Source organism: Streptomyces sp. 2-1 (genome assembly GCF_048564895.1).
GTDB classification, from domain to species: Bacteria; Actinomycetota; Actinomycetes; order Streptomycetales; family Streptomycetaceae; genus Streptomyces; species Streptomyces phaeochromogenes.
The window spans coordinates 11,308,304-11,329,339 of sequence record NZ_CP183383.1; the positions used below are offsets into that span (position 1 = coordinate 11,308,304).

The following is a 21,036-nucleotide window of genomic DNA, read 5'->3' on the forward strand; positions in this document are numbered from 1 at the left end:
TTCTTGGTGACCGCGAACGAGGTCCCTGTGGCGGGGTTGGCGTAGGCGTAGCTGCCCCCTGCGCCGGGCCAGCGGAATGTGGTCTGGCCCTGGTGTTGTTCAGCGGCCCCACCATGTCGGCTTCAGTCGGCCCCGAGTCGTGAAGATCGGCCCCGCCGCGGACGGCTTGACCTGGCCCCCCATCCGCGACGCGTTGCTCGGCGGCGGGGTCAACTGGAACCGGTCCGTACCGCTGCCTTTACAGGTGGTACCGCCGTAAGACCACGATGGGACCGCTGGTAGACGTCACAGCCAACCATCTGCCTACTGAGCACTCCAGTTGCCAGACGGCACTGGAGTGGTCAGTCACAGTTGATGGCATTCAGTCGAGCCAGCGGGCCTTGTCCCCGATATGGACATGGCCGGGTTTCTCGACCGCCGCGTACACGCCGAGGGCGTTGCCGAGCTCGCGGGCGACCCAGCGCAGCACGGCGCGGTCATGCGGGACAGTAGGAGTCTCCTTGGTGATCATCGGGCAGCGGTCGCACGCCTCGGTGAAGCGCAACCGCAGCGTGCCGATGGCCATCCGGCGGCCGATCCAATCGTGCTCGGGGTACCCGGTCGCGTGGTCGCCGGGCACGTCGTCGAGCACCAGGTTGGGCCGGAACCGGCTGGCGTCTATCGCACTGTCCGGCAGCGTCGAGCCGAGGCTGCGCAGCGCCGTCGTCGTCAGCACATGGAGCGCGGCGTCAGGCCGGTCCGGCTGGTGCGCGACCAGCGTGACCTTGGCCTGTACAGCCGCACTGAGCCGACTGGCGGCGTCAGGTGCGTCGGAGCGGAACCGCCGGCCGTCCGGCAGGACCAGCTCGGCCACGCCCGGCCCGAGGGCGACCGCCCGCAATCGCATGAGCGCCGGAACAGCACCGGCCCAGGTGACCTCTTCCCGCTCGTCGTGGATGGCGATGCCCCGGTCACCCTCGATTCCGAGCACACCGACCGTGGCCGCGGTCAGTCGCTCACCACCCACCGACTTCACCGGATACCGCCACAGTTGGTCGACCCGCATCCATGGCCCCCTTCACCCCAGCGGTCCGCGACCGCAGTCGACGGCTGCCCAGACAAGCACAGCGACGATCACCGTACTGAAGGTCATGCCGTCGTTCCACCGCCACCTGGCTGTGACGTCTGCCAGCGGCCCCGTCGTGGCCTCTCTTGCGGCGGCAGCACCTGTGAAGGCAGCGGTACGGACCGGTTCCAGTTGACCCCGCCGCCGAGCAACGCGTCGCGGATGGGGGGCCAGGTCAAGCCGTCCGCGGCGGGGCCGATCTTCACGACTCGGGGCCGACTGAAGCCGACATGGTGGGGCCGCTGAACAACATCAGGGCCAAATGCGGTCGGTGCCTCGTCTGCTGGGGCGCCGACGCGACCGAACGGGTAGCCCAGGGCCAGCCGCGCGGGGTTGCCGAAGACCTGGTCGGTTCCCACGAAAGCGGTCGCCGAGAGCTCCGCCAGCTGGTCCGCGGTGATCAGTCGGCCGTCCACCGGCGTCCGCCTCGGCTTGGCGGATCCAGCCGCGCAGGGCCTCCGGACGCACGCCGAGATCGAACAGCGAGCTTCTTGATCTGCGGCTTCGGGCCGGAGCTGCGGTGCATCCGCACCGCACGCTCGCGCAACTCCAATGAGTACTTCCTGGGGGCAGCACATGGTCGATGTTCCTCGCATGGGTCTCACCTGACACCCTGTCAACACACTACGCATCTCGGGGAACGTCAGTCCGGTGGCAGTGATGCTGGACCGTTTGCCATCGATGTTGGACCGGCCTAGAGCTCGGCGGCCCGTGGAAGATCAAGAAGGCTCGCCAATGCCGAGGAGGCGGGATCATGGCACTGGGTAATGGGTGATCCCGCAAGGTCAGCGCAATGCTGGGCAGGGTAGGGCGCCCCCTCGCGGTGTCGGACCGTAACGGGCCGGGCATGCCATAAGCGAAAGAGCGGTGACCAATGGGGGGATGGCCGATGATGAGGCTCGGCGCAGGGGCACTGTTCCTGCTCTGCTACATCGACGTTGTCTCGGTTCTCGCCCTCGTGTCATGCCCAGAGGACTGCCTCCACGGGCCCTGACCTACCCGAACACGGCCTTGTGCAACACCCTTTACGAGCTCGCGCATGGTTGGCGGTGAGATGTCGAGCTCTTGATCGTTGATCATGGTTGTGTGGTGGGGAACGCAACTCGTGCAGTGATCATCAGCAATCGTCGGATCACGGGCCTGACGGCCGATGTGATCGCTGAACTCGTCGCTGAGATCGGCCCGTTGTGGCATGAGCGCCATCAGGCCAGGCTCGCCTCCCGGCAACGGAAGCGGGCCGTAGGCGCCGGCGCAAAGCACCAACTGGTGTTCGTCGGTGGCGGAGGGGCGCGCCAACACCTGCGCCGCCACGCTCGTCACCGACTTCGGCGCGCACCGGCCGGGCGCGGCCGTACGTGTCCAGGAGGAGCTCGCCGGTGAGGGCGAGCTCCCGCCCTGGCTGGGGGAGGCCGCCTTCCACCGCAGTCACCGGTCGGCGCCGGAGGTCTACACGCCGTTCTTTCTGGACGTCACGGATGACCTGCCGCACGTCTGGGCGGCCTCCGACCGGGTCAGGTGGACCAGATGACTCCGCCGTTGTGCAGGATGACCACCTTGGCGTCGGCCCGCAGGACCAGCTGCGCGTTCGCGTGGCCGTGGCTCCGGGAGGCCCAGATCGGGCGGTCGTCGCCGTTGTGGACGACGAGGTTGCCGTCGTCCTGGAAGATCGCCCGGTGGTTCGGGCCGAAGGTCATCGACGCCCAGATCGGCTTGTTCTTCTCGTTGTAGACGACGAGGTTGCCGTCGGACTGCATGACCAGGCGGATGCGGTTGGTGCTCCAGGACTGGCCGGCTTGCAGGACGCTGGTCGCGTAGACGGTCTTGGTGTCCCAGTTCGGCTTCGGGTCCGCCTTGGGCTTCGGGGTGGTCTTCGGCTTCTTGGCTGCCGGGCTGCTCGTCTTTGCCGATGGCACGGGTGCGACGGCCTTGGGGGTGACAGCCGGGGCCTGGGCCTTCGGCTTTTCCTTGCGCGCAGGTGAACTGGGCTTTTCGGCCACGTAGTCGTCGAGGATGGCGGGGGCCGAGCTGGCGTTGAGGACCGTGTCCGAGTCCTCTGCCGCCAGCCCCTTGTTGTCGGGGGGCCCGTCGTCCTGGGCGCTGCCGGCCAGCAGTAGCGGTATCGCGATCAGGAGGGCGCCGGCGATCGCGGCGCCCGCCAGGACCGGCTTGCGGGGGCGTCCCGTGTCGACGCTGGTGTTGGCCTTGACGTCCGGCGGTGCCGCTCCGAAGGCCGCCGCGACGGCGACACCCTCCTCGGGCGCCTCGTCGGCGCCCGCAGCGGCCGCCGGGGGCGGGCTGGCGGGGGCCTCACCGGGCGGGGTACCGCCGGAGGCCGCTTCCGGAGCCGCGGTGGGCGTGGCGCTGCCGGCGGCCCGAGTCTGCGCATCGGGGGCCGTGGCGGACGCGGGGCCCTCGGCCCGGGCCCCGGCCTCGGGAGCCGCGGCCGGCGTGCCGTTCCCGCTCTTCGCCTCGGCGGTCGCGGCCGGAGCGGCGGACTTGGTCTCGGAGGCCGCGGCTAAGGCAGCGGTGTTCGCCTCAGAGGCCGAGGGCGACGCGGCGGACTTCGTCCCGGAGGCCGCCGTCGGGCTCGGCGCCTGCTCGTCCGGTGTGGGGGACGTGGGTTCGTCCGGCGCCGAGGAGGCGGCGGGGGACTCGGACTTCGCCTCGCCGCCGGCCGCCTCCGCTTCTTCGTTCGCGTTCAAGTTCGCGCCGGAGGTGGGGTGTTGGGGGGACATGCGGTACTCCTCCTCAGTGCCGGAGCTGACGGTGGTGGGCGCGGGGCCCGCACGGTGGTGGCCCGGTCCAACGTCGAGCGGCTCGGCGGGCGTTGGGTCAAGTGCCGCATCGAGGCGGGCCGGTTCGGCCGGTCCTGGTCGCCGGGTACCGCGTAACCCGCCGCGCGGTGGCGACCGCAGACCGATCCGATGCCCTCCGGACCGCGAAGTCATCCCGTACGGCGCTGGCTTGGACGTTCGGGCGGAAGGCGCTTGCACGTCGATGGGTCCGATGGCATGCCCAACTTAGCCCGTCACAACGGCTACAGCAGCACCCGTAGTCCCAACCACCCCACCACTTTGTCCGGCCACGCCTCACTGGTCCCGGAAAGTTCTTCATTCGGGCAGCAAACGGGCACGCTGGAGGCCGATACGGATCCGCCCCGAGCCCCCACGCGTGGGGCGCGTGTGGCATTCTGTTGCCTTCCCGATCTGATCAACGTCGGCGTGTGCCCCTGGTGCGCGGCACGGAAGAATTCGTACGGACCGAAGAGTTCAGGTGAAGATGCGGCCCGGAGAACGGCAAGAGGGCAGGCATGGCGCCTTGTCCGCGGTGCCCGACGGCTCCGACCCGATCACCGCCCCCGAGTCACCTGCCACGGACGCCCGCGACACCACCGACGCGACGGACGGCACCGAGGCCGTCGGCACCTCCGGGACGACCGACACACCTGAGATACCCGAGGCCGTACGGGCCGCCGCCCGCCGCGCCCCGGGGCACTGGATCGGCGTCGTCGACCCGGAGTGGACCGACGAGCGGACCCCGCCGGAGTGGGCGGTGCTCGGCGAATGGCAGTCGGACGAGATCGGGGGCGTGGGGGACTACCGCGCCAACCCGGCCTACCGGCCCTCGGCCCAGGTCCTCGGCTGGCCGGAGCCCACCGACCCGGTGGACGCGGCCGCCCAGCGGGCTGCCACCGGCTACGGATCGGTGGATGAGGCAATCGAGGCGCTCGCCGAGGCCGAGGTCACTGTGGTGCGCGCGCCGAACGGCGGGCCGCTCACGGCGACCGGGCAGGACGGGGCGCCCGTGGTGCTGTTGTTCACCTCCGCCGCACACGAGTTCATGTCCCCGGTACTTCGCCATGGCACGCTTCCGGCGCGGGCGCTGGCCCGATCGCTGAGCGGTTCGGGCACGCTGCTGATGGTCAACGCCGGAGCCGCGGCACCCTTGCTCGTACCGGCGGACAGTCTTCTCGGTCCCGAACGGGAACTTGACGATGACAAGGCGCCTTCGGCGGACACCCCGACCGCCACGACGGCGGAGGGCACCAGCGCTCCTTCCGATGCGGCGGACCCCACCGGCCCCGAGGCCGCGCCCCGCACGGACAACTCCCCTGAATCCCGCCCCCACATCGCAGGGAGAACCCAGTGACACGCTCGGCCCAGCAGGACCCCGCCTCCCCGGGTGCCGAGTCCGAGCCGGGTTCTGGTTCCGGCTCCGGTTCGGGCAGCGAGGAGACGGCAGCCGCCGCCACCGTCGCCGAGCCCACCTCAACACCCACTCCCGCGCCCGAGTCGGCGACGGCCGAGGCCGGAGCCGTAACCGAGTCCGGAGCGAAGACCGGCAGCCCCGAGCCCGAGTCCGCACCCGCGGCGGCGAAGACAGCAACCGCGGCGCGTACGCGAGCCGCCGAAGCCGAGAACGAGGCCGCGGCTGAGTCCGAGGGCGAGGGCGAGAAGGCTGCCGTACGGGGCGGGGGCGGAGCCGGAACCCAAGGTGGGGAAGCCCTCGCAGGCCGGTCCGAGGCCGAGGGTGACCCCGGCGCCGCCGCGGTGGCGCAGAGTCGGCTGCCCGCGCTCGTACGGACCATGACCGCGACCGCGATCGACCGGCCGCAGCAGCGGACCGGGCCGGTGGGACGGCCGGGCAAGGCGGTGCTCGCCGGAGCCGCCGTCGCGGGAGCGCTGCTCGTGTCGGTGCCGCTGCTGATGCTCGGCGGGAACGACGACAAGGACCCCAAGGGGCCGGCGTCGGGGGACACCGTGCTGGGCGGCAGCGCGCAGGACGTGCCCGGCGACTTCGCGGTGACCTCGCCCGACACCGGTTCCTCGGACGACGGCGGGAAGAAGCCCGTCGAGAAGGGCAAGTCCGCCCAGGACGCCGCCACTTCCGCTCCCGCGAAGAGCGGCGAGGACAAGGGCGGGAAGAAGGGCGAGGACGAGCCGAAGAAGAGCGCTGGGCAGAAGGACGAGCCGAAGAAGCAGGACGGCGGGAAGACCTCGGGCGGCGACAAGGGCGAGCCCGCGCAGGCCGGTTCGGGAGTGACCCTCAGCGCACCGGTCTCCCTGCGCAGCCACCTCTCGGGCCGGTGCATCGACGTACCGGGCGGTGATTTCGGCGACGGCAAGAAGCTGTTCGTGTGGGACTGCAACAACGGAGCCGCGCAGAAATGGCAGTTCGCCTCCGACGGCACCATGCGTATCAAAGGCCTCTGCCTGGACGTGGCGAACGCGAACTACAACAATGGCGCCCCGATCCAGATCGCCAGGTGCAGTGGCAACGATGCCCAGAAGTTCGTCCTGAACTCCAGCCACGACCTGGTGAACACCGTCGTCGGCAAGTGCGTCGACATCAAGGACAACAACCGGGACAGCGGTGCCTGGCTGCAGCTGTGGAGCTGCGCGGGCACCGACAACCAGAAGTGGAGCGTCTGACAGGACGCCCCGCAGGCCGGGAGCATCCCTCCCGGGCACCCGCCCGCCCGCCGGGCGAGGCATGATGCAACCGTCGGCTCGCCGGCACGCGCCCCCGGTGAGGGGGCGCCCGTTGATGAAGCCCCCGTGGCAAGGAGGTTGGTGCGTGTCGCGCCAGGTACTGACGGTCGGTCCGGGGGACCGGGACCGCTACCGGACGATCGGTGAGGCACTCGCGGCTGCCCGCACCGGCGCCCTCATCAGCGTCCGGCCCGGGACGTACGCGGAGAACCTGGTGGTCAACACCAGGGTCACCCTCACCGCCGCCGAAGGGCGGGGCACGGTCGAGATCCGGCCGCGCACGGGCAGCGTGCTCGCGCTGCGCGCCGACGCCGTGATGATCTCCGAACTGACCCTGCGCGGCGGTGACGCCGAGCAGCCGGCGGTGGACGTACGGCGCGGCCAGGCCGCGCTCGACGGCTGCGAGATCGTCGGCTCCGCCTGGACCGCGCTGCTGGCCGGCGGCACCGGCTCACTCGCGCTGCGCGACTGCCGAGTGAGCAACTCCCAGGGCGCCGGCATCGTGGTCACCTCGACCACGCCCACCACCGTGGAGACCTGCACCTTCGAGCACCTGGGCACCAGCGGCCTGGTCCTCGCAGAACAGGGCGAGGCACGGATGCGCGGCTGCACGGTGCGCGACGCCCGCGGCAACGGCCTGCTCGCCAACGGCGAGTCCCGCGGCACCGTCGAGGACTGCGACATCTCCTCCACCGACAAGCCCTCCATCGCCCTGGAGGAGAACAGCAGCATCTCGGTGATCCGCACCGTTGTGCACGACACGAGCACCGGTGTGCACCTCAGCAGCGGGGGCCGTACGACGCTGGAGGACGTCCGCGTCACCGGCTCGTCGGGCAACGGGATCGTCCTGGCCAAGGGCACCGACCCGGTACTGCGCCGCTGCCGCGTCTCGCGCACCCGCGGGCACGGCGTGCTGGTCACCGACCGGGCGCGCGGCACCTTCGAGGACTGCTGGATCGACGGCGCGCAGGGCGCCGCGCTGCGCGTCGCCGGGGCGGCCTCCCCGGCCCTGACCGGTCTGACCGTGCGCGACTGCGACCAGACCGGGCTGCTCCTCGAGGAGGATTCGGCGCCGGAGCTCGACCGCATCGAGGTGATCGGCGGCGCGCCCGCGATCGCGGTGCGCGGCGGCGCCAACCCGCTGCTGCGCCGGGCCCGGCTGGTGGAGCCCGGCGGCGACGGCATCGTGGCGAGCAAGGACGCCCGTGGCCGCGCCGAGGACTGCGAGATCGTCCGGCCCAAGGGCTCGGGCGTGCGGGTGTCCTCCGGCAGCACCCTCTACCTGGCAGGCGGCGGGGCCTCCGACGCGGCCACCCACGGCCTGGTCGTGGAGGACGGCGGCAACGTCACCGTCCGCGACTTCCGTGTCGAGATATCCGGCGAGGAGGGCGTGGTCGTCGCCGCGGGCGGCGAACTGACCGCCAACCGCACCTCGGTGCACGCCGCCAAGGGCCACGGTTTCCTGCTCCGCGAGGGCGCGATCGCCTCCCTCAGCGGCTGTGAGGTCTCCGGCGGTGCCCAGGACGGCTTCCGGGTGGAGTCCACCGCGCCGGTCTCAGTGGTGAACTGCCTCGCCCGGGAGAACGAGGGCGGCGGCCTGGTGCAGACCGCGCCCGGCGAGCGGCTGGCCGTGGAAGGCCTCAACAGCACTGGCAACGGCAAGCGGGACGCCTGGGGCTCCGGCAGCGCCGAGAACACCGACCCGGCCGGCTCAGGCGCCGCGGACGCGCCCCCGGCGGACCGTCCGGAGGGCCCGCTCGGCGCCCTGAACGCGCTGATCGGCCTGGAGAACGTCAAGCAGCAGGTGCGTACGCTGGTCAACCTGACCCAACTCGCCCAGCGCCGCGAACAACTCGGCATGTCGGCCCCGCCGATGAGCCGGCACCTGATCTTCGCCGGCCCGCCCGGTACCGGTAAGACCACCGTCGCCCGCCTGTACGGGTCGATCCTGGCCGAGCTGGGTTCGCTGCGCAGCGGACACCTGGTGGAGGTCTCCCGTGCGGACCTGGTCGCCCAGGTCGTCGGCGGTACCGCCATCAAGACCACCGAGACCTTCCAACGGGCACTCGGCGGCGTGCTGTTCATCGACGAGGCGTACACCCTGACCTCGGACAGCAACAACGGCGGCGCGGACTTCGGCCGCGAGGCGGTGGACACCCTGCTGAAGCTGATGGAGGACCACCGCGACGACGTGGTGGTGGTCGCGGCCGGCTACTCCCGCGAGATGGACTCCTTCCTCAGCTCCAACCCGGGTCTGGCCTCCCGCTTCTCGCGGACCGTCGAGTTCGAGAACTACTCGGTGCCCGAGCTGGTCGCGATCATGGAGAACATGTGCGCCCAGCACCAGTACGAGCTGGGTGAGGGCACCGAGGCGGCGCTGGGCGCGCACTTCGAGGCGATGCCGAGGGACGCCGGATTCGGCAACGGCCGTGCCGCGCGCGGGGTTTTCGAGGAGATGGTGGACAGACAGGCGGTCCGGCTCGCCTCCCAGCAGCAGGTCAGCGAGCACGACCTGCGGTTGCTGCTGCCGGAGGACGTCTCGGCCACGGCCGCCGCGAAGGCCGGCGACGCCGTCGCACCGGCCGACGACCCGCTGACCCGCCTCGGTGACATGATCGGCCTGGCCGAGGTGAAGCGCCAGGTCGGCGACCTGGTCAACCTCATCACCACGGCCCGCCACCGGGCTGCCGCCGGACTGCCGGTGCCCTCACTCAGCAACCACCTGGTCTTCACCGGCCCACCCGGTACCGGCAAGACCACCGTCGCGCGCCTGTACGGGGAGATCCTGACGCAGCTCGGAGTCCTCGACCGGGGGCAGCTCATCGAGGCCGCTCGCGCCGATCTGGTGGGCCGCTACATCGGCCACACCGCCCAGCTGACCCGCGAGGTCTTCGAGAAGGCCCGCGGCGGTGTGCTGTTCATCGACGAGGCCTACACCCTCACCCCGAAGGGCGGCGGCGCCGACTTCGGCCAGGAGGCCGTGGACACCCTGCTGAAGCTGATGGAGGACCACCGCGACGAGGTCGTCGTCATCGTCGCCGGCTACACCGACGAGATGGAGCGCTTCCTCGCCTCCAACCCCGGTCTGTCCTCGCGCTTCCCGCGCCGGATCGGCTTCGCCGACTACTCCTCCGAGGAACTGGTCACCATCGTGCGCGCACAGGCCGCGAACATGGGGTACGAATGCGGCGCCGGCACCGGCCCGCTGCTCAGGGAGTACTTCGACTCGCTGCCCCGGGACCGCTCGTTCGGCAACGCCCGCCTGGCCCGCCAGGTGGTCGAGTCGATGGTCACCCGCCAGGCGGGACGGCTCAGTTCGCTGGCCGCTCCCACCCTGGACGACCTGCGCATCCTCCTCCCCGCGGACGTGGCCGCGGCGACGCCGAAGGCGGCTCCCCGATGAAGGCGTCCGCCCGCGGGACGGCCCGCCTGCTGTCCGGTGTCGGCTGCGTCGCCGCCCTGCTGCTGCCCGCCGCCGTCCCGGCCCAGGCCGTACCGCTGTCCCAGGTGCCGACGGCCGACGGCAAGAAGGGCCAGGAACTGCCCGGCATGCCCTCCGCGCTCGACGCGGACGCCGCCTGCACCCCGGCCTCCCGTGAGAAGGCCAAGAAGCAGGACTGGTCGCGACAGCGCCTCGACCTGGACCGGCTGCACGGGTACAGCGTCGGTGCGGGGGTGACCGTCGCCCTGATCGACACCGGAGTGGAGACCGGTGCCGCCGGACTCGACGGCCGGGTCACCGCCCAGGGCGCGGCCGGTGACGACTGCGTCGGGCACGGCACCTTCCTCGCCGGGCTCATCGCAGGGAGCGACGGAAGCGGCGCACGCCTGACCGGCGCCGCCCCCGGTGCGAAGATCCTGGCCCTGCGCGGCACCGACCAGCGGGGACAGGCGAACGCCGACCTGGTCGTCGCGGCACTGCGCGAGGCGACCGAGGCCGGGGCCGAGGTGATTGCGGTTGCGGTCGCCCTGCCGCGCCGCGACGCGCAGCTGACCCGTGCGGTCGCCGAAGCCCGCCGGAAGGGGGCCGTGGTGGTCGCCGCGGCCACCCCTGACCCGCCCCGGAGCGGCACCGACGAGATTCCGGCGCGGCTCTACTGGCCGGCCGGTGAACCCGGCGTGCTGTCGGTCGCCGACATGCTTCCCGGCGGTGTCCGCCCGGACGACGCGCTGCGAACCGCCGGCGTCGACCTGGTGGCACCCGGCGCCGGCGTGGTCTCCGGCGGGCCGCGCGGCGACGGCCACTACCTCGGGGCCGGCGCCTCGGTGGCCACCGCCTACGCCGCCGGGGCGGCCGCCGCGGTGCGTGCCGCCCGGCCCGACGACTCGGGCGACGAGATCGCCCGTCGGCTGACCGCCACGGCCTATCCCGCCGACATTCCTCAACTCGATCCCTATGCCGCCGTCACCACGGTTCTCGGTGGCTCGGGGGGATCGGCGGGCGCCGAGCGTGCCGCCGATCCCGTGGCCGTCCGGGACACGGCCGCGGCGGATCGGGCGACCGATCGGGCCACCCTGGTCGTGCTTCTCGGCACGGGGGGTGTGCTTGCCGTGCTGTGGGGGGCCTTCGCTCTTCCGAAGGCGCGGGCGCGGGGGTGGAAGCCGGCGGGGGCGGGTGCCTCGGCCACGCCTGTGGCGGAAGAGGACTGAACTGAGCGGCGGCGTGGGCTACGGCGCGGTCGCGCAGTTGCCTGCGCCCCGTCAAGGCGAAAGATGTGCCGTTCCTCGCGGCTCCAAGAACAGACAGAGCGTGCGACTGTGGTGTTCGGCGCGTTTCTGAGGGTGTGCGTGTGCACGTGAGAAGCGGGGCCACCTGAACAGATGGCCCCGCTTCACTTGTGTGGCGTTCGGTCTCAGTCCGGCTGGGGCGGGAGCTCGTCCACCAGCGCCGTCTGCATCAGCCGCTCGCGGCGGCGGGCGATGTGCAGGGCCCGGCCGGGCGGCAGGTTGCGCGGCTTCGCGTTGCCGAAGAGGCGGCCTTCCGTGGGCGGGCAGGACAGCAGGACCGCCGGGTTGTTGGCCTCGTCGAGACGCCGGATGAGGGCGTCGCTGAGGCCGCGGCCGGCGCCCATCGCGCTGCGGGCGACGACCAGGTGCAGACCCATCTCGAAGCCGAGGGTCAGGTACTCGAAGAGCGGCTCCATCGGGCTCTGGAAGGAGTTGCCGGAGACCATGTCGTAGTCGTCGATCAGGATGAACAGGCGCGGGCCGGTCCACCAGTCGCACTTGCGCATCCGGCCGGGGGCGATGTCGGCACCCGGGACCCGGGTCTTCATCGCCCGGGCCGCGCCCTCGATGGTCTCCTTGAGGTTGTCCAGCGAGATCACATGCCCGATGCGGTACTCGTCCGGGATGGTGTCCACCAGGGTGCGCCGGTAGTCCACGACGATGATCTTCGCCTCGGTGGGGGAGTACCGGGTGGTGATGCCCTCCGTGATGCGGCGCAGCAGGTTGGTCTTGCCGCTCTCGGTGTCGCCGACCACGACCAGGTGCGGGGTGCGGCTGAAGTCGTGCCAGACCGGCTCCAAGGCGTCCTGGTCGATACCGAGCGGCAGGCGCATACCGTCGCCCTCGGTGGACTCGGGCGCCGGGAGTTCGGACAGCGGGAGCCGGTGCGGCAGCATCCGGACCTGCGGGGCGGGCGCGCCTGGCCAGTGCCGGGCGATCTCCGTGACCAGGTGGCCGACGCCGTCGCCGAGGTCTTCCAGGGAGCCGCTGCCGTCGAGGCGGGGCAGCCCGGCCAGGAAGTGCATCTTGCTGTCGGAGGTGATGCCCCGGCCACCGCTGCGCGGCACCGAGCGGGCCTTGCGGGTGTCGATCTCGGAGTCCATCGGGTCACCCATGCGCAGTTCGAGGCGGGTGGCCGCCTGGTCGCGGACCTGCGCGGACAGCTCCACCCAGCGGGTAGTGGTGATGAGCAGGTGGATGCCGTAGTTGAGGCCGCGGGCGGCCAGTTCGTTGAACTTCGCGATCAGGTCGTCGTAGTCCTGGCGGACCGTCGACCAGCCGTCGACCACCATGAACACGTCGCCGAACAGCTCGTCGGGGAACTCCCCGGCGGCCCGGCGGCGGCGGTAGGACTGCATCGAGTCGATGATGTGGTCCACGAAGAACTGCTCGCGCCGGGCGAGCAGCGTCATCACCTCGGCGACGGCCCGGTACACCCGTTCCGGGTTCAACCGCGCCGCGACACCGCCCACATGGGGCAGGCCGGCGAGCTGCGAGAGACCACCGCCACCGAAGTCGAGGCAGTAGAACTGGATCTCGGCGGGCGTGTGGGTGAGGGCGAGGGCACCGATCAGGGTGCGCATCAGGGTGGACTTGCCGCTCTGTGAACCACCCGCGATGGCGACATGTCCGCCGGCGCCGGAGAGGTCCACGATCAGCGGGTCGCGCCGCTGCTCGAAGGGCTTGTCGACCAGGCCTACCGGCACCCGGAGCTTGCCGGTGCCCAGCCAGGCCTTGGCGGTGAGTCCGCGCTCGGGGTCGGGCGCGATACCGGGCAGCAGGGCGTCCAGCGGGGAGGGCTCGTCCAGCGGCGGCAGCCACACCTGGTGGGCGGCGGGGCCCGAGTCGCGCAGCCGGTCGAGGGCCACGGCGAGCAGGGTCTCCTCGTCCTCCTCGCTCTCCTCCTTCTCCGGTTCCGGTTCGGGCGCGGCCTCCAGGGTGCGGGGCACCACCCAGCCGCTGGTCCATGGCACCACCTGACTGGCCACCCGGGCCTGGACCACCGCGCCAGTGCGCCGCCGGTAGGTGCCGGACGAGTAGGCGGCACGGAACCGGGTCAGGGCCTCCACACCGGACTTCAGGTAGCCGTTGCCGGGCTGTGCCGGAAGCTGGTAGGCGTCCGGCACACCGAGCACACCGCGGCTCTCCATGGCGGAGAAGGTGCGCAGACCGATGCGGTACGAGAGATGGCTCTCCAGCTGGTGCATACGGCCCTCGTCCAACCGCTGCGAGGCGAGCAGCAGATGAACTCCGAGTGAACGTCCGAGGCGGCCGATCATCACGAACAGGTCCATGAACTCCCGGTGCGTGGACAGGAGTTCACTGAACTCGTCGACCACCACGAACAGGCTGGGCAGCGGCGCGAGGTCCGTCCCGGCGGCGCGGGCCCGTTCGTACTCCAGGGCGGAGGTGTAGTTGCCCGCGGAGCGCAGCAGTTCCTGGCGGCGCATCAGTTCGCCGTGCAGGGCGTCCTGCATGCGCTCCACCAGGGCGACCTCGTCGGCGAGGTTGGTGATGACCGCGGAGGTGTGCGGGAGTTCCTCGAGACCGAGGAAGGTGGCGCCGCCCTTGAAGTCGACGAGGACGAAGTTCAGGGTCTCGGAGGAGTTGGTCAGGGCGAGGCCGAGGACCAGGGTGCGCAGCAGCTCGCTCTTGCCGGAGCCGGTGGCGCCGATGAGCATGCCGTGCGGGCCCATTCCGCCTTGCGCGGACTCCTTGATGTCGAGTTCCACCGGGCGCCCGTCCACGCCGACCGCGACCGGCACCCGCAGGCGGGCGGCGCCGGTGTGCTTGTCGAACAGGGCCTGCGGGTCGTGCCGGTGCAGGTCGGGGATGCCGAGCAGCGTGGTCAGCTCGACGTCGGTCTCCAGTGGCTGCGAGATGTCGGTGCCGAGGCTGATCCGGCGGGCGGTCAGCAGCCGGGCCAGCGATTCCGCGCCGAGCGGGCCCAGCCTGTCCGGGCGGCCGAGCGCGACGGAGCGCTCCTTGCGGCTGCGGTCGGTACGCACCAGGCTCACCCGGTCGGGGCCGACGGTCAGCCGCAGGGTGTTGCGGCCGGGGCGCCAGCGCAGCGCCCCGGAGACGTCGAGGACCACGGCGTTGCGGTAGCCGTGTCCCTCCCAGCGGTGCCCCTCGGGGACGTTGACGCCGTCCAGTACGACGACGGTGTAAGGCTCGTCACGGCCGGGGCGGGCGTCGGGGTCGAAGCCGGGCCGTTCGGCGAACTCGGCGCCGAGCAGGTCGTCCAGCTCGGTGAGTTCCGCGGTGATCCGGCGGACCTGGCCGGCGCCGTCCTCCTCGTGCGGGTGCAGGGCGTGCGGCAGCCACTTGACCCACTCCCAGTCGGACCGCCGGTCGTCGCTGACACACACCGCGAGCCACAGCTCCTCGGGCGCGTGGAACACCGCGAGCTGGGCGAGCGCGGCACGCACGAGGGCGCGTACGGCTTCGGGGCCGGGGCCCTCGGCCGCGACGCCGCCCTCGCCCGGCTCGCCGTTCGGCGGGACGCCCGGCTCGGCGGACGCCTGGCCGGCGCTCTCCTCCGGGCGCAGCAGCACCCGGGCCGACGAGCGCAGGTAAAGGCCGAGCGGCTGCTCCGGAACGGTGGAGTAGGCGCGGATGAAACGGCGCAGGGCGTGCGCGCAGAGCGGTTCGAGGTCCTCCACCGGCCGGGTGGAGACCGGCTCCAGGGTGAGCGCGAGCTGCTGCTCACCGACCGCGAGCCGGGCCTCGCCGAAGTCCTCGTCGGTCGGGCGCCGTTCCCACAACCGCGAGGTACGGGCCAGCGAGCGCAGGGAGGCAGGATCGGGGTGACGCCAGGCGAGCGCCCGCTGCTGCTCCGTGATGGTGGACCGGACCCGCTTGCGGATCTGGGCCAGGTAGCGGAGGTAGTCGCGGCGTTCGCCCTTCAGGCGCTGCTTCCGCTCGCTGGAGCGGCGCATCAGCTGGCCCAGCAGCATGGCACCGGCGGAGAGCGCCATGACGCCCATCGCCAGATACATGAAGATGCCGTTCCCGCCGCCGGGGCGCAGGAACATCAGCATCATCGACACCGACATCAGGGCCATCGGCAAATAAGTCCATATCGCCGATGTGTCGGGCACGGTCTCGGCGAGGACCGGCGGCTCCTGAAGGGTCAATTGGCCCTCGGGCATCTCCGGTCCGCGTCTGCGGGCCGGCCGGCGAAACAGCACCACACTCAAGGAACAGAACCTCCGGTTTTACTGGCTTTCCGGCCCACGCCGAATACGGGCGCACCCGGCAGCGGGGAAAGACCGCACCGAGCCGATTCTCCGGGCCCGTACGAGGCGGCGAACGCCGGGTGCATGTTTCGAGCGGATATCGGGTGACGGTCAACTCCCGTGATGGACAACTCCATTCCGGACAATGAGCCCGGTCCGCAGCACGATCCGGCGGGCGTAGGCAGTAGTCTGCATTCACGGAACGCGACCTGTCCACGCGGGAGGGGCGGTTGCCGGTCGCACGGACACAATTCCCCTGTCGGGCAACCCCCGTTCCCGACCACGCGCGAGCCTTCCGTACTCTTCGCACATCCCCGCTCCCGGGGAAGAAGTACTCCTGTCAAAGCCCCCACGGAAGACGAGAGTTCAGCTGATGACCGACAGTGCGGTGGCCCAACTGTGCCGCCTGACCGTACGTGCGCCAAGCGTCTCCGTCGATCTGGCCGTGCCGGCCGATGTGCCGGTCGCCGATCTCCTGCCCACGCTGCTGCGTTATGTCGGCGAGGAGGCCGAGGAGACCGGGCTCGACCACGCGGGCTGGGTGCTCCAGCGGCTGGGCGACGCACCCCTCGACGAGGAGACCACCCTCGCCCGCGCCGGGCTCGTCGACGGCGCCGTGCTCTATCTGCGTCCGCACACCGAGGCACTGCCCGAGGCCCGGCTCGACGACCTGGTGGACGGCATAGCCGACACCGCGGGCCGGCGGCTGAACACCTGGCGCCCGGAGGCGGCCCGCGGACTCCTGGTGGGCACCGCGGTGGCGACCGTGATGGCCGCCCTCGCCCTGGTGCTCTGGCCCGGGGCCGACGGCACCGGCTTCTCTCCGGTCGCCTTCGCGGCCGTGACCGGGCTGCTGCTGCTCGCGGGCGCGGGCTCGGCCAGCCGCGCGGTCGGCGACCGCGTCTCCGCGACCGCGCTCGGCCTGCTGGTCGCACCCTGCCTGGCCCTGGCCGGCTGGCTGCTGCCCGGCGGTGACCTGACCGGCCCGGACGCGGCCCAGGTCGTCGGCGCGCGGCTGCTCGCCGCGGGCGCGGCGGGCGCCGGCGGCGCGGTCCTCGCGCTCGCCGCCACCGCGGTCGGCGCCCCGGCCCTGTTCGCCACCGCGCTGGTCTCGATGGCGACCGCGGTGGCCGGAGGCCTCATGGGGTACTCCGGCCTGTCCGTGCCCGCCTCCGTGGCGCTGGTGGCGACCGTGGTTTCGCTCGCCGCCGGAGCGGTTGCGCCGTTCGCCTTCAAACTGGCCGGAATGCGACTGCCCGCGCTGCCGTCCTCCGCCGCCCAGCTGCAGGAGGGTATCGAGCCCTACGCGGGCGACGAGGTCGCCGAGCGCACCCTGCTGGCCGGACGCTGGGTCACCGCGCTCTTCGCCGCCACCGGCATCATCGCCACGGCAGCCCTGGTCGTCCTCACCGAGGGCCCCAACCTGCCCGAGGTGTTGACCTCCGTCGCCCTGACCCTGCTGCTGCTCCTGCACTGCCGGGGGCTGGTGCACATCTCGCAGCGGCTGACCCTGGCCGTGCCCGGCGTCCTGGGACTGCTGCTGCTCGCCCGCGCCTGGGCGGTGGCCGACGACAGCGACGCGCGCGTCATCGTCTTCGCGGCGCTGCTGGCCGCCGCGGCCGCACTCGTGATCGCCGCCTGGACGGTCCCCGGCCGCCGGGTGCTGCCGTACTGGGGCCGCGCGGCGGAACTGGCACACACCGGCTTCGCGGTGGCACTGCTGCCGCTCGCCCTCTGGGCGGCGGGGCTCTTCGGCTGGCTGCGCGGCCTGTTCGGCTGAGCACACCCCGTACACCCGGGCATGGAGAAGGAGTTGAGGAGAGGCCGTGCAGTCCAAACGAGACCAGGTTCACGCCCACAGTTTCATGATGGGCAGGCTCAGTTCGGGCCTGCTGTTGGCCGACCCGGACGCCCCGGAGAGCCCGCTGGGGCGCACCACCCGTGGTGTGGTCTTCGGTGTCCTGGTGACCGTCCTGATCGGCGCGGGCGCCACCGTGTACGGTCTGCTGCGCCCCGGCGGGAACGACGGCTGGCGCGACGGTGAGCACCTGGTGGTCAACCGGGACACCGGCGCCCGCTATCTGTGGACCGGCACCGACGGCGTACTGCATCCGGTGCTCAACTACGCCTCGGCGCGGCTGGTCGGCGGCTCCGACCTGGCGACCGCGGACGTCCGCACGCCCTCCCTGCAGGGCGTCCCGGTGGGCGCCCCGGTGGGCATACCCGGCGCGCCGGACGTCGTACCGGCGTCCGGCCGGCTCGACGACGGCGCCTGGCACATGTGCGTCACCGGACCGGACGGGGCACTGGCCAACACCTCCGGCGTCGTGGCCACCACCGGGGTCGACAAGCCCGGCGCCACCACCGTCGTGGCCGGGATGCCCGTGGACACTCGCGGCATCGGCCGCGACCGGGGCGTGCTGGTACGCGGCCCGGACCGCACCGAGTACCTGGTGTGGCGGGGCAGCAGGCTGCCGCTGGACCGCGAGTCCGATGCCCGCAACGCCCTTGGCTACGGCTCCCAGAGGGCCATGTCGGTCTCGGCGGCCTTCCTCGATGCGCTGGCTCCCGCCCCGACCCTCAAGCCGCCCGCGGTGCCGGGCCGGGGCGAGGAGGGCCCCGTGCTCGGCGGTGAGGCGAGCCGTGTCGGCCAGCTGTTCAAGGTCAGCGTCCCCGGCGGCGGCAGCACCTACCACCTGCTACGCAAGGACGGCCTGGTGCCGCTGACCCGGCTCGGCGCCGCCCTGGTGCTGGGTGACCCGGCCACCCAGAAGGACGCCTACAAGGGGCAGTCGCCCCAGGTGCGCACGGTCGGGGCGGACGCGCTGCGCGAGCACCGGGCGAAGGACTTGGGCGCCGCGGAATCCGCGGAATTGCCCGACGCCCCGCCGCTCCCGCAGTCCGCGTCACGCGGCACCGCGCTCTGCGCGCAGGTGGACGGCGACGACGGCGGCGTACGGATCAGGTCCGTGCTGGTCCCGCTGACCCAGCTCACCCCGGTCGCGGTGTCCGCGGGCACCGCCGAGCCGCTGGAGCCGGCCTGTGTCCCGACCGAGGCCACGGTGGTGCGGCCGGGGCACGGCGCCCTGGTCCGGGCCCTGCACGCCAGCGGCGCCGCGCACGCCGGAACCACCTATCTGGTGGCGGAGAACGGCGTGAAGTACCGCGTCTCCGCCAAGGACTCGCTGTCGGCGCTCGGTTACCAGGCCTCGGACATCGACTCGGTCCCGGCCCCGATGCTGGCGGCCTTCCCGACCGGCGCCGACCTCGACCCGGCCGCCGCGGCGGGAGTCACGGAGCCCAAGGCCACCGCTCCCGAGTGCGGCGACGCCGGCCGGGCGGAGAAGCCCGGGGAGAGCGAAGAGGCGGGCAGGACGGACCAGGCCGACGCGGCGGACAAGACGGAGAAGGCGGACAAGGTGGGGGAGGCGGGCAAGCCGGTCTCGGCGGGCACCGTGTCGCAGAGCTGACACCACCATCCGATCCCGGCAAGCGGCCCATACCATGCCGGGGGAAAAGGAAAAGGAAATGAGCGGCCACGGGAACGCACTAAGCCGAACTCGGCGCCTATGACGTCAAGTCGACAATGTGAAGTCGACCGATGACCTGGCATCGGATGCGCGGATCGGATACGAAGACACGACACGAAGGCTTCTCGTGAGGTCGACAAGAAGGCGAAACCTCAGAAGAAGCTCAAATATCGCGGCCGTTCGCACCGGTGCAATCCCGTGGGCGCAGGCGCATTGGCGGGACGGGTTTTCCGGTGACCGTTCGGCCTGTGTGCGTGCCCGTTTTCCGCCCGCTTTGCCTGTGACCGGGTGGGGGGTTCCTTTCCTGCTTCCCGGCGCCGGGGTGCGAGCGTTCATCCAGCTGCAACGTTCGCACAACTCCGGTGCCATACAGGCGAATTCTACCGAACCGGCTGTTGCTCCCTTGATGCCTGCACGCATTGCGCGGAACCCTATTTTCTCTTTAGCCTCAGCAGGCAACGGTGCGTGAGACGCGCCTGAACGAAGGGAGCGTGACATGGCGGACAGCGCCGCAAGGAAAGCGGACTATGCCAAGGGCTTGGGGGGCGTCTCCTCTCTGGAGTCGGCCCGGGACCAGGTCGAGAAAACCCAGAACAACGTCGCCGAGATCGCAGCGCGTTCGGGTGTCGGCGGTGACGAGGGCCAGGCCCTCCTGAAGCTCTTCCGCAGTTGGAACGCCGAGGCCCAGAAGGTCGTCATCCAGATCAGCACGATGATCGACGCGCTCCAGGAGAACGTGACCTCCGCCAACCGCCTGGCGAAGGAGAACCAGGACCTGACCGAGGTTCTCAACAGCAAGACCAGCCAGGGCGTCTTCGAAGCACTGAGCTGAACCACCCGCGGTACCGGCCCCCTTGTGTGGAGCCGGACTTCGTGCGCTTCCCGGGCCCGGCGCCCGGCCTTCGAGAGGAGACGTCATGGCTGACGGCATCATTGACGTGCAATACCCCAAGGTCCAGCAGGCCATCGAGGAATTGATGGAGCAGACCCAGGTGATCATCACGACCCTCAACAACCTGGAGGACGAGCTCAAGCCGCTCGTCAGCACCTGGGAAGGTGCGGACCAGGAGCAGTACCGGGTGGTCCAGGCGGAGTGGGACAACGCCACCAAGAACATGGCCAAGCTCCTCGGTGACAACGGTGAGCTGATCCGCACCATCCACGACAATCACTCCCGTGACGAGCGCAAGAGCGCCGACAACTGGGGCAACGTGCGGGCCCGTTAGGGTCTGACCGGAGTTTCTCCGTCCGTCCCGAGGACGGGAGCCCGGCATCGTGCACGTGCGATCGAAGTCGCCCGGCCGCCCGCATGGCGGTGTCATGCGGGCGGCCGGGCGACGGGGCCGGGCCCCGTCGCCCGCAGGCGGAACCCCCCACCGGGTCACCCCGCATCCCCGTCCGGCACCAAGCAGCAGGAGAACGTCTCATGGCCGGTGAGAAGGCAGACGTCAAGCACTTCGACCTCAAGCAGATGGAGAACTTCCGGGACAACGAGGTACAACCGGTCTACACCGCTGCGAAGAAGCACCGTGAAGAGGGCGACGGAAGCACGATCCGCCCGCTGGGCCATCTCGTCGACGGGCACACCACCCCGGACAACCTCGACCAGGACAAGCAGCTTCTGCGCATCGGCAAGATGGTCACCGAACCCCTGGTCTCGGGACCGAAGCTGATCGCAGGCGTCCGCACCGCGGCCGAGGCCATCGACAAGCTGCTGGGCGACCAGATGGACCTCTTCAAGGAACTCAAGGAGGCCCTCTCGGACACCATCGAGGAGGCCAACAAGACGAAGAACAAGAACCTCGACGCGATCGACGCGCAGACGTTGCTGCAGACCTTCGAAGAGGTCGACACGCTCACCGCCGGCAGTACGGAAGAAGAGGACTGACCCTCCTCGCGCCGGCGGTGGCCACGGCCGACCGGCGCCCCCGTAAGAGACA

The 21,036-nt window shown here is 71.4% G+C and carries 12 protein-coding genes and 1 pseudogene; 10 read left to right on the forward strand and 3 right to left on the reverse strand.

From position 1 onward, the window contains the following. Window positions 1–361: 361 nt before the first annotated feature. Window positions 362–1,045: an MOSC domain-containing protein gene (locus tag ACN20J_RS49350; protein ID WP_419668721.1), complete on the reverse strand. Its 684-nt coding sequence runs from the start codon at window positions 1,043–1,045 to the stop codon at window positions 362–364. Window positions 1,046–2,384: 1,339 nt separating this feature from the next. On the opposite strand from ACN20J_RS49350, the pseudogene ACN20J_RS49355 reads away from it, so the two are divergent. Beyond that, window positions 2,385–2,633, forward strand: a pseudogene (locus ACN20J_RS49355) (cytoplasmic protein); the annotation flags it as partial. Here ACN20J_RS49355 and ACN20J_RS49360 read toward each other — a convergent pair. Beyond that, window positions 2,617–3,840 (reverse strand): mannose-binding protein, encoded by a 1,224-nt coding sequence (locus ACN20J_RS49360; RefSeq protein ID WP_419668722.1) that lies wholly within the window; start codon window positions 3,838–3,840, stop codon window positions 2,617–2,619. The pseudogene ACN20J_RS49355 and the gene ACN20J_RS49360 overlap by 17 nt on opposite strands. A 544-nt stretch (window positions 3,841–4,384) precedes the next feature. Here ACN20J_RS49360 and ACN20J_RS49365 point away from each other — a divergent pair. From ACN20J_RS49365 to ACN20J_RS49380, 4 genes are all read left to right on the forward strand, one after another. After that, window positions 4,385–5,254, forward strand: coding sequence for a type VII secretion system-associated protein (locus tag ACN20J_RS49365; RefSeq protein ID WP_419669096.1), 870 nt, complete (start codon window positions 4,385–4,387; stop codon window positions 5,252–5,254). Further along, window positions 5,251–6,537, forward strand: a complete 1,287-nt coding sequence (locus ACN20J_RS49370) for a ricin-type beta-trefoil lectin domain protein (RefSeq protein WP_419668723.1) — start codon at window positions 5,251–5,253, stop codon at window positions 6,535–6,537. The genes ACN20J_RS49365 and ACN20J_RS49370 overlap by 4 nt, the downstream gene beginning before the upstream one ends. Before the next feature lie 145 nt (window positions 6,538–6,682). Further along, complete coding sequence (locus ACN20J_RS49375; protein ID WP_419668724.1) at window positions 6,683–10,000, forward strand: right-handed parallel beta-helix repeat-containing protein; 3,318 nt, start codon at window positions 6,683–6,685, stop codon at window positions 9,998–10,000. Next, complete coding sequence (locus ACN20J_RS49380; protein ID WP_361998756.1) at window positions 9,997–11,247, forward strand: S8 family serine peptidase; 1,251 nt, start codon at window positions 9,997–9,999, stop codon at window positions 11,245–11,247. Before ACN20J_RS49375 ends, ACN20J_RS49380 begins: the two co-directional genes overlap by 4 nt. A gap of 203 nt (window positions 11,248–11,450) precedes the next feature. Here the strand turns inward: ACN20J_RS49380 and eccCa are convergent, their stop codons facing one another. Continuing rightward, on the reverse strand, window positions 11,451–15,479 hold the full coding sequence (eccCa, locus tag ACN20J_RS49385) for a type VII secretion protein EccCa (protein WP_419668725.1): 4,029 nt from the start codon (window positions 15,477–15,479) through the stop codon (window positions 11,451–11,453). A gap of 460 nt (window positions 15,480–15,939) precedes the next feature. Between eccCa and eccD the strand changes: the two genes are divergently transcribed. The 5 genes from eccD to ACN20J_RS49410 all read left to right on the forward strand — a co-directional run bounded on the left by eccD (window position 15,940) and on the right by ACN20J_RS49410 (window position 20,984). Further along, window positions 15,940–17,346, forward strand: a complete 1,407-nt coding sequence (gene eccD, locus ACN20J_RS49390; RefSeq protein WP_189844485.1) for a type VII secretion integral membrane protein EccD — start codon at window positions 15,940–15,942, stop codon at window positions 17,344–17,346. 46 nt (window positions 17,347–17,392) lie between these two features. Beyond that, window positions 17,393–19,036, forward strand: a complete 1,644-nt coding sequence (gene eccB / locus ACN20J_RS49395; protein ID WP_419668726.1) for a type VII secretion protein EccB — start codon at window positions 17,393–17,395, stop codon at window positions 19,034–19,036. Between the two features lie 556 nt (window positions 19,037–19,592). Then, complete coding sequence (locus ACN20J_RS49400; protein ID WP_189844487.1) at window positions 19,593–19,928, forward strand: hypothetical protein; 336 nt, start codon at window positions 19,593–19,595, stop codon at window positions 19,926–19,928. Between the two features lie 85 nt (window positions 19,929–20,013). After that, window positions 20,014–20,322, forward strand: a complete 309-nt coding sequence (locus tag ACN20J_RS49405) for a WXG100 family type VII secretion target (protein ID WP_189844488.1) — start codon at window positions 20,014–20,016, stop codon at window positions 20,320–20,322. A gap of 200 nt (window positions 20,323–20,522) precedes the next feature. Further along, window positions 20,523–20,984, forward strand: coding sequence for a type VII secretion system-associated protein (locus tag ACN20J_RS49410; protein WP_189844489.1), 462 nt, complete (start codon window positions 20,523–20,525; stop codon window positions 20,982–20,984). Window positions 20,985–21,036 lie beyond the last annotated feature (52 nt).